Below are 15118 nucleotides of genomic sequence, written 5' to 3' on the forward strand. Positions count from 1 at the left end.
GTTCCCATCATATTTTTATACTTATCATTTTCTTTTCCGTTATAAAAAACAGACTTACGGTTTCCTGAGTAATTTTGATGAACTTACTTTAGGAGTGCAGGTGTTCAATGCCTTTAATATCAATAATACGATTGCCAATCAATGGATTACCGATGCAAATTCCAGCCTGATGTATCCGGTTCCGGTACGATTGACAGGCAGATTTTTTAATGTAAAGCTTGAGTTTAGGATTAAATAAATCTAAAATATAAAGCCTTTTTGCCACGAATGCACGAATCATTATTGATGTTTATTACAAAAAAATTCGTGAATTCGTGGCAATTTTTTTACATTTCCAGCTTTAAAATCTTTTCTACCATTTTCTGATTAAGACTTTCAGGAATGGAGCGCATCAGAAAATTCCTGATCGGATTTCCTTTTTGCCATTGCGAAATTTTACCAATCGTCCAGCTATTTTTAACGATGTAATCCACTTTTTTTCTTCTGATATTCTGAAATTCTTCAAAAACAAAATTGAAGTTTTGATTGTTTTCTAAAAGTTTTCCAATTACGTAAGCATCTTCAATCGACTGACAAGCGCCTTGTCCCATATTTGGAGTTGTTGCATGAGCTGCATCACCGATAAGACAAAGATTTTCCGTATACCATTTTGAAATAGGAGTGAGATCGATAATATCATTCAGAATAATATTTTCTTTTTTTGTTGATTCTAAAATTTCTAAAACCAATGAGTCAAAATCTCTGAATGTTTCGATTAAATCAAGATCTTCTTCAAATTTATTCTCATTCACCAAAGCATACCAATATACTTTTTGATCTGAAATTTTCACAAAACCAAAACGTTTTCCTTTTCCCCAAATTTCTAAAGCGTGATGATAGTATTTTTCAGGAAGATTAAAATTAGTTAAGCCACGCCAACATTTTTGTCCGGCATTTCTAATTTTTCCTGTTTTTAAAATTTGATTTCTGACTTTAGAATGAATTCCATCGGCTCCGAAAACAATTTTACTTTCTGTTGTAAAACCATTTTCAAATTCCAGATGATAATTTTCTTTCTTCTCAATTTGTTGTAAAGAGTGATTTAATTTAATATTTTCAAAACTTAAATTTTCAGCTAAAATATTCTGAAGTTCAGCTCTGTGAATTGCAACATTGCAGGAATTGAATTTTTTCTCTAAAGCCAAAACATTGGTTGTTGAAATGGTTTTCAGCTTTTCATCAGTAATAAATATTCCGTGAATTTTATTTCCTCTGTTTTCAATTTTTTCTTTTAAACCTAAAGTATCGAAAATCTGCATTGCATTCACTGCCATCATAATTCCGGCTCCGACAGGTTTTATTTCTGGTGCAGATTCGTAAATGGTAAAATCGAGATTGTGTTGTTTCAGAACATTTCCTAAAGTTAAACCTCCGATTCCGGCTCCGATGATTGAGATTTGATTCATTTATAAGTTTTTAAATGCCACGAATGCACGAATATTTTCAAAAATTAAAATAAAAATTCGTGTATTTGTGGCAAAAATAATTTCAATTAAATTCCATTAAATTTAAATATTTTCTCGCAGATTTTGCTGATAAAGCAGATTATCAATGATTAAAAATCGGCCAAATCTCCTAAATCTGCGTGAGATTTTAATTTATACAAATTGGTAAAAAAAAACGGAGCCTGAAAAAATCAAGCTCCGCTAATAATTATTTAAAACTAAAATTATTTACCTAAATAAGATTTCAAAATCTTACTTCTCGTATTGTGTTTTAGTCTTTTAATTGCTTTTTCTTTAATCTGACGAACTCTTTCTCTCGTAAGATCAAAAGTTTCACCGATTTCTTCCAAAGTCATTGGATGTTTTCCGTTCAATCCGAAATACAGTCTTACCAAATCAGCTTCTCTTGGCGTCAAAGTGTTCAATGCTCTTTCGATTTCAATTTGAAGAGATTCAAGCATCAGATCTTTATCCGGACTTGGAGATTCTCCAGAACGCAATACGTCATACAAGTTAGAATCTTCACCTTCCACCAATGGCGCATCCATAGACAGGTGTCTTCCAGAGTTTTTCATCGATTCTTTAATGTCTTCCTCGCTCATATCCAAAACTTCAGCCAATTCTTCAGGAGAAGGTGGTCTTTCGTTTTCCTGCTCAAGGTGTGCGTAAGCTTTGTTGATTTTGTTGATCGAACCGATTTTGTTCAATGGCAATCTTACAATTCTCGACTGTTCTGCCAAAGCCTGTAAAATCGACTGACGAATCCACCAAACTGCGTAAGAGATAAATTTGAAACCTCTGGTTTCGTCGTATCTTTTTGCAGCTTTCATTAATCCTAAATTCCCTTCGTTGATCAAATCGGGAAGAGAAAGTCCTTGGTTTTGGTACTGTTTAGAAACGGAAACTACGAAACGAAGGTTGGCCTTAATTAATTTTTCCAAAGCGGCTCTGTCGCCTGCACGGATTCTCTGTGCCAAATCTACTTCTTCGTCTGCTGTAATCAGTTCTACTTTACCAATTTCCTGCAAATACTTGTCTAGTGAAGCGGTTTCCCTGTTGGTAACCTGCTTGGTTATTTTTAATTGTCTCATTTATTCTGTTCTCAAAAATAGAGTTGCTATTAGATTATACGTTCGAAACAATAAAAAGGTTACACACGTTACAATTATTTTTTATTGAGTTAAAATATGGTTGAGAATTTAGCTGTAAATTATGGCGTATTTTGTTTACTCGTAAAATTTTTGGTCAAATCTACCTTCTTTCACATCAATCACCTGATTTGATCCGTTTATGTTAAGGGCTTTAAATTCGAATGTTCCCGATAAAGTAAGCTTATAAAAATCAAAATGGGTAAATTTTATTTTTCCTGTATATTCAGGGTGGTTTGCAACTGTTGAGAATGCATTATCCGGAGAATAATACATTGCATAGTTTTTTTCTTTGCTGATGCTTCCGTTAAGAATATGAGTATTATTGACTTCAGAATTTTTAAAGCCGACTTTAATCATTAAATTGCTGTTGTCTGAAACATTCTCAAGGCGAAGCTGTATAAAAGTAGAGTCTCCTTTTACCCAATAGTCATTATTCATTCCGGGTACATAGTTTTTTCTTTTTTTAGCAACCCAGGTTTTCCCATTTACTATTGCGCCGCCTGTTCTTGCTCCGGTTTCTGTTGCATTTGGTAAAATATCTGCTTCATTTTCTTTGTCTTTACAGTTTGTTGTGAACAGAAAAAGGGCTAAAAATAATAATAAATGGTTTTTAGTTTTCATAAGAGCAGTTAATTAGATGTTTTAAAATTAAAAAAATAATTAAAATAAACCGTTTAATAATTTCGCTATTGTTATTAATGCAGATAAAGAAAAAGTTCCGCTCTAATATTTTAAGTGATAATTTAAAATTAACTTTTAAAATTCACCATTGACAATTCACTCTTTTAGAACAAATCGTTCAGCAATTTCGCCAGTCTCAAACCTCCGTAAAGAAGCTGTCTTTCCATAATATCATTAAATTTATACTGATAATCGTAAGACAATTTTGAGCCTTCCGGAGTTTGCGCATAGATTTTATTGGCAATCTGATGAGAATCGTACAACCAGCTTTCTAAAGTTCCGGATTGAATTTGCTGTACTTCGTCTTTAGATTTAATGTCTAAAAGCTTTGCATATTCTGTATAGCTGTATTTTTGTGAATCTACCAGTTTTCCGTCCCAAACCGAGTGAAGATTTGTTTTGTCACCAAAATAAGTAACATTAATTTTGTTTCCGCCTAAATCTCCTGATCTTCCTGTATGCATCGGCTGTGCCAAATCTCCCATCATGTGAATAAGGAAAATCAAAGCGATTTTTCTGTCTTTTTCGGAAGTTTTTTCATCCTTGATCTGGCTTGAAAGTACTTTGATCTGCGAGTAAAGATTGGCTCCAGCCTGCGTTTTCAAATCTTTTTCAAATGCTGTAAAATCTGTCTGCGGATCAATGTTTACATAATGCCAAGCTGAAGCCTGTTTCCATACTCCGGTCGTATCAGATTTTATAAAATCCGGCCAGTTTGCCCAATATGCCATTCTTTCCTGACCCAACATTTTTCTGATCTCTTTTTTTGCTTTTCCGGAAAGATGATTTTCGGCAATTTCTGCAATTACACGATGCCCCGTTAATCCCCAAGCATAAGAATAAACCGAGCTTGCAACGAACGCTAAAAGCAGAATTTTAGAATAAATACTTTTCATTTCTTTAATTAATTTTTCGAAATGCAAAGATAAGGCAGCCTTATGGAAATATGCCTTCAAAATAATATTTTGTTGGTTTTAGCACTGTTAATTTTATGTAAAGTTTATTTTGAGGTATTGCAGAAGTTTCCGTTAAATTCTAGGTTTTTATTTTAATAAAGATTAATATAATAGAAAATCAATGTTTTARGCTAAATTCCGGTTCTATAATATAAAAATTTGAAGTAAATACTTTTTCAATAAGAAGAGATATTTTATCTTTACGATACCAAACATGATCACAGGAAAAAATATGTATGACAACAGCACGATAGATATGCATTACAACAAGCTGCAGACCGATTTTAAGGCCGAAGCTGTTGCTGTAAATCTTTTAAAATATCACAGATCTGTAAGCAATATTTTTATTGAAAGAATAGGTATTAACGACAGAGCTTACCTGAAAGATATCAAAAGTATTTCAAGCCATTATCTGGGTTTCGACGAAGAAGTTCTCAACATCAGAACGTACCGTGAAGGAATCTATGATTACCTTCCGGAAGGTATTTTTCATCCACCTTCATTGAATGCTTCAAGAAAAAATGTAGAAAGTGTTGTAAAAGAGATCCGTAAGCAAAAAAGGGTAGAAGAAGATGCAAGAAAATTCTTCAGACCTTTCGAGCTTGAAATTTTTTTTACCGAAATCAGCGCATTACTCAAAGAACATGATTTTGATCTGGCAAGCGATTCAGATTCGCTTCTTTATATTTTCAGCGAACTCTGGCCGATTATTAAAATGCTTGATAAGCAGAATGCCTACATTTTCCTTCATATTTTACCTTTTTTCCACAATATAAGAGGCGATAAAAAATGGTTTGAACGTTGCATGACTGCGTTTCTAAAAGTTCCCGTTGAGATTACTTTCACCCCCAACGAAATCGACAGGATGAAAGAAGATGATTCTTCAATTCTTTTAGGAAATTCAAGATTGGGCGTTACTTACATCGCAAGCGGAAAACATATGGATGGCGAAAGAAACTGGATCGTAAATGTGGGTCCGATTCCTTATGACGAGATGAAAAATTATATTCCAGGGCATCCTTTCAGGAAAATTTTGCAAGCTTTGTACGATTATTGCCTTCCTGTTTCTGTAGATATTGAAGAAAATTTTATTACAGAAAAAAAAGACTACTCTTTTGTACTGGAAGACGACCAAAGAAATGCAAACAGGCTCGGTTATTCTACGTTTCTGTAAATTTTTTTAAGTATATTTACAATTCATCAATCAAACTAAATATTAAAAGAAATAAATGGAAATTTCTTCAGTAAAAGGTATATTCTTCAGGTATATATTGGTTCCGCTTCTTGCTGTCATTATGATGTTCATTTTGGGAGCCATTCGGAAAAGTCAGCCTGCCATAAAAATAAAAACAATTATTGTTTATGTTCTTTTGTGCAGTTTGTGCCTTGCATTACCGGGATTTTTTGGTTTTGCGGGCAATTCGTTTAATCCGTATTGGTATTTAATTTCACAGATTATTTATCTGATCTTCGGAATTCTCCATGTTAACCTGATGCACAATTTTTTCAGAAAACATTTTACTTCGCAGACTAAGAGTATTTTATTTGAATCTATTTTATCGGTAACCTGTGCTCTTGTTGGCGCTTATCTTTTTGTTCTGATTTTCGGATGGATCAGCAAAGGAGCGGGCTACCCTGTAATGTCTGCAACCAGTGTGCTTATATTTTTTGTGCCGCTGGCTTTTTATTACTGCTATATTCAGTTTATCAGTATTCCGGTTGATATTTATAAAACCTGGAGATATTCTCCGGATCAGAAACCGCCTGATTTTGACGGCGCAGATTTTGATCGTTTAATGGTTTTAAATGTTGAATTAAGCAAAAACCTTGAAGATGCAAACCGTTTTAGAATTAAAGCTAAAACATTACCGACAGGAGTAACATTCGGAGACTGGTTTTTCAGAGTAGTGGATGATTATAACCATAAAAACCCGAAATCGGTTATTCATTTGACAAATGAACAAAGAGAACCTTATTACTGGATTTTTTATACTAAGAAATCGTTTTTCAGCTTCAGGAAATATATCGATTTTGATCAGGATATTACCACAAATACGATTTCAGAAAATGAAGTCGTGATCTGCAAAAGAGTAGTTCAGCACGAAGAAGAAGGAAAAAGATAAATCAAATCACACCAATAAAAGTATTACAATATGATACAGCCCATAAAACATTTTGCTATCAACTGGGTTGATGGAATGAAAGTCTCTCAGAGACATCTCAACGATCAGGATAATTTCTTAATTGATACGATAAGAGATTCAAGCTCTCTTCCCATAACCAACTATAATTATGGTTTGCTGCCCTTGTCTAATGAGTTTACAGATAAAACCATTTTTGATGTTCACAATACGGCAACAAACGATGTGCAGCTATTCATTAAAAATTGCAGCGCCGTAACTTTAGCCGGATACAGATTAGAATTAAAAGACAGAAGAGTCAGCGTAAAATCTCTGGCTAAATCTTTAAATCTTGATGAAAACCAAATGGATGGAGAATATTATATTTTGATATCCGTAAATCCGTTTGATAAAGTTCCTTTCGGAGATATTGACCCTGAAGAAATTCCGCCAAGGCATCCGAATGCTCATTCAAATTATCATATCGAATTGCTTCCGGTAAGTTCGCTGAACAGCAATTATTCGGGAGGAAATTATCTGGTTGTAGGGAAAGTAGATTTTAAAGGAAATATAGCGCAGGTGAACACTAATTTTATTCCGCCATGTACATCCATTCAGAGTCATCCGGCTTTGATCGATTATTATAACGGGTTTGCAAAATCGATTGGAAATTTGCAGCAATATGCGTTTAAAATCATTCAGAAAGCTTCCCATAAAAATCAAAATACCTCTTTGGCATTAAATGTAAAAGCATTGTGTAATGTTTTGGTGAATACTTTCGGAGACATCTATTTCCAGTTCAGAAATATCATTCCGTATCAGCCGCCGGTTTTTTTAATTGAAACTTTCGCAACATTAGCATTAAGAATGTACAATTCTACCCAGATTTTAGTTCCCGGAGAATTAGAAGAAATGCTCAATTACAGCTTAGAATGGAGTGAAATTGCGCCTCATACTTTACTAAACCAGCTTTCTACTGTTGCAGAAACCAATTACGATCACCACAATTCGGGCGAACCGCTTTTACATATCAGTCTGATGCTGAAAAGTCTTGAAAATATATTCTCAAAACTGAGCGAGCTTGATTATATCGGACAGAGAAAAGAAAACATCATTGTCAACGAGCAGGAAGTTTCTTCAAACACCAATCCCAAAAGAGGTTGGAGCGTTTTAGATTAATTAAAACAATGAAAAATAATAAATCCCGATCTTTAAATTCGGGATTTTTTGTGTAAACACCTTTGCAAACGACAAATATGAGAACGATATTAAAAAAATCTTTGTGCATTTTGCGTTAAAATTGGGATTATTGTAACGTACCAAGCCAATATAATTACTTTTCATTAAATTCGTAAAAAATCAAAAGATAATGAAGATCAAACTTACCATCTGTCTTCTTGCGTTTCTTAATTTCTATGAAGCTCAGGAAAATATCTCGTATCAGAAGCCATCTGCCAAAATTTTAAAGCTTGCAGATTACGACAGACCACCAAGTGTTTTAACCAATTCTAAAAAAGACTGGGTTGTTTTTGTCTATAGACCAACCTATAAAACGTTAGACGATCTCAATCAGCAGGAAATGAAACTGGGAGGGTTAAGAATCAATCCGGTGACGAATATTTCGAGTACGATAACGTATTCCAACAATCTGAAGGTGCGTAAAATGAATGATAAAATGGAGGTTCAGGTAAAAGGTCTTCCGCAAAATCCAAAAATTACGAATACTTCTTTTTCGACTGACGAAAAAAAATTAGCATTTACTAACACCACAGATAACGGAGTTGAGCTTTGGATAGTTGATTTGGAAACAGCAACGGCAAAAAAGATCACAAAAGATAATCTTAATGCCAATTTAGGAAATCCTTACAGCTGGATGAAAGATTCTCAGAGCTTCTTGATTAAAGTTCTTCCTGAAAACAGACCTAAACTAACAGATCCTTCTAAAGATCTTCCAACAGGACCAATTGTTTCCACAGCAGACGGAAAAGTTTCTCAAAACAGAACGTATCAGGATTTGCTTAAAAATCCACAGGACGAGCAAAATTTTGAAATTCTTACCGCTTCAGAATTGTATCATGTTAATTTGAATGGTGATCTTAAAAAGTTTAAAGACAAAGATATTTTTTCAGATTTAACGTATTCTCCAGACGGAAATTATTTAATGGTAACAACAATTAAAAAACCTTATTCATACATTGTTCCGTTAAACAGATTTCCAATGACCACAACGGTTTACGATGCAAAAGGAAATATTGTGAAAGTAGTAAATGAAGTTCCCTTAAATGAGATTATGCCAAAAGGTTTTTCATCTGTAAGAACCGGGAAAAGATATATGACATGGAGAGCAGATCAACCTGCCACTTTGGTTTATGCCGAAGCTTTGGATGGTGGAGATCAGTCGAAAGCTGTCGATTTCAGAGATGAGGTTTTCACTTGGGAAGCTCCGTTTACAGCACAGCCAAAATCTTTCTTTAAAACGAAACAAAGATACGGCGGTGTAAGCTGGACCAACAATCATTACGCTATCGTGGGTGAAAGCTGGTACGATACAAGAAACACAAAATCTTATCTAGTTGATTTAAATACAGGTAAATCTCAGGTAATAGAAGATCGAAATTATCAGGATGTTTACAGCGATCCCGGAAATTTTAATACGACGAAAAATGATTTCGGAAGATACATTATCGATATGAAAGGTGAAAAATCTTATCTGATCGGAGACGGATTTACAAAAGATGGTCAACATCCTTTCATCGATGAAATGGATATGAAATCTCTTAAAAAGAAAAGACTTTACACTTCAAATCTAAAAAATGCCAAAGAAGAGATCATCGATATTATTGATCCTAAAAAAGGAGAGGTATTAACGATTCAGCAGTCGGCAAGCGAATATCCGAATTATTTTAAGAAAAATATTAAATCTAATAAATCTGAAGCAGTAACCCATTTTGCCAATCCGTTTGAAAGCATTAAAGATGTTTATAAAGAAGTAATTACCTACAAACGAAATGACGGAGTTACTTTGACAGGAACACTTTATTTGCCTGCAAACTACGACAGAAAAGCAAAAAAAGAAAAACTTCCGTTATTGATCTGGGCGTATCCTACAGAATATAAAGACAAAAATACGGCAGGACAAAATACTCAAAATCCAAACGATTTTACCTTCCCTTATTACGGTTCGTTTGTGTATTGGACGGCAAAAGGATATGCCGTTCTTGAGGATGCCGCATTCCCGATCATCGGGGAAGGAAAAACCGAGCCGAATGATACTTTCATCCCACAATTGGTTGCTAACGGAAAAGCTGCGATCGATGCGGTAGATCAGTTGGGATATATTGACCGAACAAAAGTTGCGGTTGGTGGTCATTCTTATGGAGCTTTTATGACGGCAAATCTTTTGACGCATTCTAAAGACTATGCTTGCGGAATTGCAAGAAGCGGCGCTTATAACAGAACTTTAACACCTTTTGGTTTCCAGAGTGAGCAGAGAAATTATTGGGATGTTCCGGAAATTTACAACACGATGTCGCCATTTATGAATGCCGATAAAATGAAAACGCCATTGCTTTTGGTTCATGGTGATGCTGACAACAATCCGGGAACCTTTACTTTGCAGACAGAAAGATATTTCCAGGCCTTGAAAAATCTGGGAGCTCCTGTAAAGATGGTTCTTCTTCCGAAAGAATCTCACGGCTATGCTGCCAAAGAAAATATTTTGCATTTGCTTTGGGAACAGGATCAGTTTTTGGAGAAATGTCTGAAGAAATAAAATATGAAACCTCGCTCTTTTAGGGCAAGGTTTTTTGTTAGTATCTTTTATTTTTTCCTGCGGTTTGCATTGCTGCTGATAAACATTTCGTTGCGCTGTTCGGAAATAATTTCCAGAAAACGCTCATAATGTTTTAAGACATCAGAGATAAGTTCATTTTGGGTAAAATACTGAATGTCGTAACCCTGTCTTGCATCACCGAAATATGCTTTAGGAAAATAGGTTTTGTTGCCCTCAAGATCAGGAAGATTTTTTTCGTTCTGGAGGTATTCAGATACTATTTTTGATTCTACTCTTACGCCGTAGATAAAGTTGTTAACAACACTGTGCTGTATCTCAATTTCTATCTCAAGCGGATTTTCATTTTCATTAATTTTAGCTGAAATTCCATATTCAGAAAACTGTTGCTGAAGCTCAGTAAAACCTTCCTTTACGGTTGTTCCGATAAATTTTTCAATCGTTTTTTCATCTTTAAATGAAACAATTTCACTCAGACGCTGTTTCCAGATCTGGCCCGACCACGGAATGACCGATTCTGAGAAACTTCGGTCATAATAATTGCGGTCTATCGTTAATGCTTTTATTAGGCTTACAATAAAAAAAAGCATGATCACAGAAAAGGGTAGTGCTGTGATAAGTGTCATGCTCTGCAGTGATTTCAATCCTCCTGCATTGAGAAGCAAAAGAGCTAAAGCAGCAAGTAAAACTCCCCAGAAAACCGACTGCCATTTTGGGGATTTTGCCGCATTATTGGTTGCTATATTATTGATCACAAAGATGCCGGAATCTGCCGATGTCACAAAGAATATAACGATAATACACAAAACTAAAACGCTCAAAACGCCTGAGAGCGGAAGATATTCTAAAAACTCAAACATCAGCGCATCGGCATTGGATGAAATAGCACTCAGAGCACCTTGTGCAATGTGGGTATCAAACCAGATCGCACTGTTTCCGAAAACCGACATCCATATAAAATTGAATACGGAAGGAATAATCAAAACAGCCAGGATGAACTCACGAATCGTGCGCCCTTTAGAAATTTTAGCAATAAATAATCCTACAAAAGGTGACCACGAGATCCACCAAGCCCAGTAAACGATCGTCCAGTCATAAAACCACGGAAGTGTATTTTCTTCATACACATGCGTTCCGAATGTGAGGTTGAAAAAGTTGTTGATGTAATTTCCTAAACCTTCAGTAAAACTGCCGATCAGAAAAACGGTAGGTCCCAGAAATAAAACAAATAGGAGCAGTGCTATAACAATGCTGATATTGAGGTTACTTAAAAATTTAATTCCTTTATCAACACCCGTAACCGCCGATAAAACGGATAGTGRTACCAAAACTGCAACAATAATGATCTGATAAAAAAAACTGGTTTCTGAAACAATTCCCAAAGTCTGCAAGCCAGAATTGATCTGAACTACTCCAAAGCCAAGCGTAGTGGTGATTCCGAAAAAAGTGCTGCACAGTGCAAAAACGTCTATCGCATTTCCCCATTTTCCTTCGATTTTATTTTTTAAAATAGGATAAAAACCGCTTCGCAAAGAAAGCGGAAGTTTGTACCTGTACGCAAAATAGGCAAGTGAAAGACCCACCACTGCATAGATTGCCCATGCATGAATTCCCCAATGAAAGAAGGTGTAAAGCTGCGCATTTTTTGCACGGTTGATGTAATGTGATCCCGCAAAAGCTTCAGAATTATAATGCTGCATCGGCTCGGCAACGCCGAAATACATTAAACCAATACCCATTCCTGCTGCAAAAAGCATCGCAATCCATGAGAAAAAGGAATGTTCGGGCTTGCTGTCATTGCTTCCGAGACGGGTATTTCCGTGTCTGCTAAAGAGTAGATATACCAGAAAAATCACAAAAAATGTGACTGCCCAGATGTAACCCCAATTCAGATTAACGAAAATAAAATTCTTAATGATATTAAGTACCGACTCAGTACCCGTCGGAAAAAATACCGAAACAAGAGAAACACCAATGATGAATATAAGGCTTGGAATGATAATTCCGCTTTTTAAAGTTGTTTTCAAATTGTAATATTTTATAAAGTGACAAAAGATTTCCGAAGAATAGATAAATAAAATAGATCAGAAAATTATTATATCTTAAACAAAGCATATAATAAATATCGTCGGAATAAAAAGTTACCTCAAAATTACGAAAAAAAATAAAAAGACCTTTTTGACTATCGTATTGTCTTGATTTTTTGGATGTTATATCAAGTTCTTTCTCATCATCAGATCAGTCTGCTCTTCATCACCAAATTTAAAAATATGTTTGTCAAATTCTGTAAAACCATTCTTTTTATAAAACTGAACGGCTCTTTGGTTTTCTTCCCAAACACCGAGCCAAACGTATTGTAGGTTTTTATTTTCAGCAATTTCAAGGGCTTTGTGATATAAAACCTGACCGACTTTTTTACCAAGATAATCCTGCAAAACGTAGATTCTTTCGATTTCGAGCGAATTGTTGTCCTGCATTTCGGTCTGTGCCGGTCCGAAATTTACTTTAAGATAACCGACAACATCGCCGAGATACATGGCGAAGTAAAATTCGGAATCCGTGTTTTTCAGTTCCGAAAGAACAGTGTCTTCGGAAAAATTCTCATTTAGATATTTTTCCATGTTTTCGGCGGTATTGTATGGCGCAAACGTATCAAAAAAGGTTTTTTTTGCAATTCGCTGAAGTTTTTCCAGGTCGCTGATTTCAACTTTTGTAATGACAATATTTTCCATAGTTTATTTAATGATTTGATTTTCAATTTTTAAAATTACACCGGGTTTTCCGTTAAAATCAAAATCCCGATCATATTTTAATCCGATTTTTTCTAAAACTTTAATGGAAGCTGTATTTTCTTTCATGGCTCTTCCTACAATTGTTTTTAGATTTAATTTTTTAAAACCATAATTAATACAGGCTTTTGCACTTTCCGTAGCAAATCCTTTATTCCAGAAATGTTCAAAAAATCGAAATCCGATATCGGTTTCATTTAAATTTTCATCATATTTCAATCCGCACCAACCTAAAAATTCCTGATTAGTTTTGTTGGTTACTGCCCATCTTCCAAAACCGTTTGTTCGATAATCAGAATAGTTTTCCAGAAAAACTCTTGCTTCATCGATATCTTTAAAAGCAGAATTTCCGGTATATTTTATAACGTTTGGATTTAAATTTAATTTATAAAAACTTTCTGCGTCATTAATATCAARCTCTCTGAGTGAAAGACGGTCGGTTTCTAATATTGTTTTCATAATGAATTAGTTTTGAATCTTAAAGATAATAAATAAAAAAAGCGATCCAAAGACCGCTTCCAATATTATATTTTGTTTCCTTTAATTCGCCTTGCAGACATATTCAGAAAGCGTTTTACCAGCATGCATGCGGAAATTGTTAATCCCAATCCTAAAGCAATCCACATTCCGAAAGCACCCATTTCCATTGTCACACAAAGGAAATATCCTAAAGGAATTGTAATCAGCCAATACGCAATAAATGTATAAATAGAAGGAATTTTTACATCCTGTAAACCTCGCAACATTCCTAAAGCGGTTACCTGAATTCCGTCAGAAAGCTGGAATAATGCGGCAATAATCATCAGTTTTGATGCTAAAGTGATTACTTCTACTTCTTCCGGTTTTGTAAAGAAAGTCGGTAGAATATTTCTTCCTAAAATAAAAACCAATCCACAAAAACACATGAAAAGAAAAGCAATTTTAAGATTATTGATTCCTATTTTTCTTAATTCAACAAAATTCTGTTCGCCTAATTTTCTACCAATCATTACTGTTGAAGCCACACTGAACCCGATGCATAAATTAAAAGTAAACGAGGCCATGCTTAGTGCAATCTGATGCGAAGCAATATCGTGAGCTGAAATTAACCCGCAGATAAATGCTGCACCTGCAAAAGCGGTTACTTCAAAGAACATCTGTAAAGCGGTAGGAAAACCTAATCTTACCATTTTCTCAAACATTTTCTTTGAGAAAACCTGCATTTTTAATGAAAATTCTTTGATGTACTGTCTCGTTTTTTTGTCTTTCATTAAAACAAAATAAAGGAAAACCACCATGAAAATTCGGGCAATCAAACTTGCCAAAGCAGAACCTTTTACACCCATTTCAGGGAAAATCCAAAGTCCTTTAATAAAAACATAGTTTAAAACAATATTAATAACGTTGGCAATGATTGTCGCTTTCGTTACTCCAATCGTGTAAGATAAGCCTTCAGAAACTTCTCTTAAAGTCTGAAATGCCATAAATGGAATAATACTGATCGCCATAATCCATAAAAAATCTACCGTATCAGGAATAATTTTCGCAGGCTGTCCTGAATGATAGAGTAGCGGTAAACCTGCAAATAAAACAAGCATTAGAATAATACCGACGGTCATATTGATCACAAAACCATGACTGAAAACCGAATTGATCGTTTTATGATCATGCTGCGAATGCGCCTCAGAAACCAATGGCGGAATGGCAAAAGAAAATCCCAATGCCAAAACAAACATCGAGAAAAATACTGCATTTCCTAAAGAAACCGAAGCCAACGCATCTGCGCCCAACAATTTACCAACGATAATATTGTCGAAAAGGTTTACAGAAACCTGCCCCACTTGCGTAAGCATTACCGGAAGAGCCAAAGTAAGGGCTTCTTTCGTGTAATTTTTATTTAAAAACTTCATAACAGCTCAAAAAAAAATTTGCAGCATAATTACTGCAAATTTTTATAATTTATTTTAATTAATAATTAAATTATTTTCTCACAAAACTTGCAACGTCCTCTTCAGAAACAGAATTTCCTCCAAGAATAATTAATCTTTCAACAACATTTCTCAGTTCTCTGATATTTCCTGTCCACGAAAGCGCTTTCAGAGCATCGATTGCTTTATCATCAAACTTTTTCACGGCAGTACCGTGTTCATCGGCAATCATTCCTGAGA

Annotated in this window: 13 protein-coding genes and 1 pseudogene; 5 read left to right on the forward strand and 9 right to left on the reverse strand. The window is 34.8% G+C overall.

The features are described from left to right. Positions 1-238: hypothetical protein (locus AB4Y90_RS09250; protein ID WP_441557133.1), on the forward strand; the 238-nt coding region annotated here is incomplete at its 5' end. Between the two features lie 88 nt (positions 239-326). Here AB4Y90_RS09250 and AB4Y90_RS09255 read toward each other — a convergent pair. The 4 genes from AB4Y90_RS09255 to AB4Y90_RS09270 form a co-directional block, all read right to left on the reverse strand. Continuing rightward, complete coding sequence (locus AB4Y90_RS09255; protein ID WP_441557134.1) at positions 327-1445, reverse strand: FAD-dependent monooxygenase; 1119 nt, start codon at positions 1443-1445, stop codon at positions 327-329. Positions 1446-1708: 263 nt separating this feature from the next. Then, positions 1709-2575: a sigma-70 family RNA polymerase sigma factor gene (locus AB4Y90_RS09260; protein ID WP_027385416.1), complete on the reverse strand. Its 867-nt coding sequence runs from the start codon at positions 2573-2575 to the stop codon at positions 1709-1711. A gap of 135 nt (positions 2576-2710) precedes the next feature. Next, positions 2711-3256, reverse strand: a complete 546-nt coding sequence (locus AB4Y90_RS09265) for a hypothetical protein (protein ID WP_441557137.1) — start codon at positions 3254-3256, stop codon at positions 2711-2713. Between the two features lie 164 nt (positions 3257-3420). Continuing rightward, positions 3421-4212 carry a S1/P1 nuclease gene (locus tag AB4Y90_RS09270; RefSeq protein ID WP_441557138.1) on the reverse strand — a complete coding sequence of 264 codons (792 nt, stop codon included), beginning with the start codon at positions 4210-4212 and terminating at the stop codon, positions 3421-3423. A 274-nt stretch (positions 4213-4486) separates the two neighbouring features. Here AB4Y90_RS09270 and AB4Y90_RS09275 point away from each other — a divergent pair, with 274 nt between their 5' ends. The 4 genes from AB4Y90_RS09275 to AB4Y90_RS09290 all read left to right on the forward strand — a co-directional run bounded on the left by AB4Y90_RS09275 (position 4487) and on the right by AB4Y90_RS09290 (position 10164). Further along, positions 4487-5446 (forward strand): type VI secretion system baseplate subunit TssG, encoded by a 960-nt coding sequence (locus AB4Y90_RS09275; protein WP_441557140.1) that lies wholly within the window; start codon positions 4487-4489, stop codon positions 5444-5446. Positions 5447-5501: 55 nt separating this feature from the next. Continuing rightward, positions 5502-6395: a TssN family type VI secretion system protein gene (locus tag AB4Y90_RS09280; protein WP_441557142.1), complete on the forward strand. Its 894-nt coding sequence runs from the start codon at positions 5502-5504 to the stop codon at positions 6393-6395. 30 nt (positions 6396-6425) lie between these two features. Beyond that, positions 6426-7571 (forward strand): hypothetical protein, encoded by a 1146-nt coding sequence (locus AB4Y90_RS09285; RefSeq protein WP_441557143.1) that lies wholly within the window; start codon positions 6426-6428, stop codon positions 7569-7571. 190 nt (positions 7572-7761) lie between these two features. Next, positions 7762-10164 carry a prolyl oligopeptidase family serine peptidase gene (locus AB4Y90_RS09290; RefSeq protein WP_441557145.1) on the forward strand — a complete coding sequence of 801 codons (2403 nt, stop codon included), beginning with the start codon at positions 7762-7764 and terminating at the stop codon, positions 10162-10164. Positions 10165-10211: 47 nt separating this feature from the next. Here the strand turns inward: AB4Y90_RS09290 and AB4Y90_RS09295 are convergent, their stop codons facing one another. The 5 genes and pseudogenes from AB4Y90_RS09295 to AB4Y90_RS09315 all read right to left on the reverse strand — a co-directional run. Beyond that, complete coding sequence (locus tag AB4Y90_RS09295) at positions 10212-12209, reverse strand: BCCT family transporter (protein WP_441557146.1); 1998 nt, start codon at positions 12207-12209, stop codon at positions 10212-10214. A 183-nt stretch (positions 12210-12392) separates the two neighbouring features. Then, positions 12393-12914, reverse strand: a complete 522-nt coding sequence (locus AB4Y90_RS09300; RefSeq protein ID WP_441557148.1) for a GNAT family N-acetyltransferase — start codon at positions 12912-12914, stop codon at positions 12393-12395. A gap of 3 nt (positions 12915-12917) precedes the next feature. Then, positions 12918-13430, reverse strand: a complete 513-nt coding sequence (locus tag AB4Y90_RS09305) for a GNAT family N-acetyltransferase (protein ID WP_441557150.1) — start codon at positions 13428-13430, stop codon at positions 12918-12920. A 65-nt stretch (positions 13431-13495) separates the two neighbouring features. Then, entirely contained in the window at positions 13496-14860 is a 1365-nt protein-coding gene (locus AB4Y90_RS09310; RefSeq protein ID WP_441557151.1) for an MATE family efflux transporter, read from the reverse strand. Positions 14861-14930: 70 nt separating this feature from the next. Further along, a pseudogene (locus AB4Y90_RS09315) lies at positions 14931-15118 on the reverse strand (sigma-54-dependent Fis family transcriptional regulator); the annotation flags it as partial.

Source organism: Chryseobacterium sp. 2TAF14 (genome assembly GCF_052115105.1).
In the GTDB taxonomy this organism is placed as follows: domain Bacteria; phylum Bacteroidota; class Bacteroidia; order Flavobacteriales; family Weeksellaceae; genus Chryseobacterium.

What these genes read in the sequence shown, in the direction of transcription:
- AB4Y90_RS09285 (WP_441557143.1), top strand. Translation starts at nt 6,426, where the DNA reads ATGATACAGCCCATAAAACATTTTGCTATCAACTGGGTTGATGGAATG.
- AB4Y90_RS09265 (WP_441557137.1), bottom strand. Translation starts at nt 3,256, where the DNA reads ATGAAAACTAAAAACCATTTATTATTATTTTTAGCCCTTTTTCTGTTC.
- AB4Y90_RS09280 (WP_441557142.1), top strand. Translation starts at nt 5,502, where the DNA reads ATGGAAATTTCTTCAGTAAAAGGTATATTCTTCAGGTATATATTGGTT.
- AB4Y90_RS09270 (WP_441557138.1), bottom strand. Translation starts at nt 4,212, where the DNA reads ATGAAAAGTATTTATTCTAAAATTCTGCTTTTAGCGTTCGTTGCAAGC.
- AB4Y90_RS09260 (WP_027385416.1), bottom strand. Translation starts at nt 2,575, where the DNA reads ATGAGACAATTAAAAATAACCAAGCAGGTTACCAACAGGGAAACCGCT.
- AB4Y90_RS09290 (WP_441557145.1), top strand. Translation starts at nt 7,762, where the DNA reads ATGAAGATCAAACTTACCATCTGTCTTCTTGCGTTTCTTAATTTCTAT.
- AB4Y90_RS09300 (WP_441557148.1), bottom strand. Translation starts at nt 12,914, where the DNA reads ATGGAAAATATTGTCATTACAAAAGTTGAAATCAGCGACCTGGAAAAA.
- AB4Y90_RS09310 (WP_441557151.1), bottom strand. Translation starts at nt 14,860, where the DNA reads ATGAAGTTTTTAAATAAAAATTACACGAAAGAAGCCCTTACTTTGGCT.
- AB4Y90_RS09255 (WP_441557134.1), bottom strand. Translation starts at nt 1,445, where the DNA reads ATGAATCAAATCTCAATCATCGGAGCCGGAATCGGAGGTTTAACTTTA.
- AB4Y90_RS09275 (WP_441557140.1), top strand. Translation starts at nt 4,487, where the DNA reads ATGATCACAGGAAAAAATATGTATGACAACAGCACGATAGATATGCAT.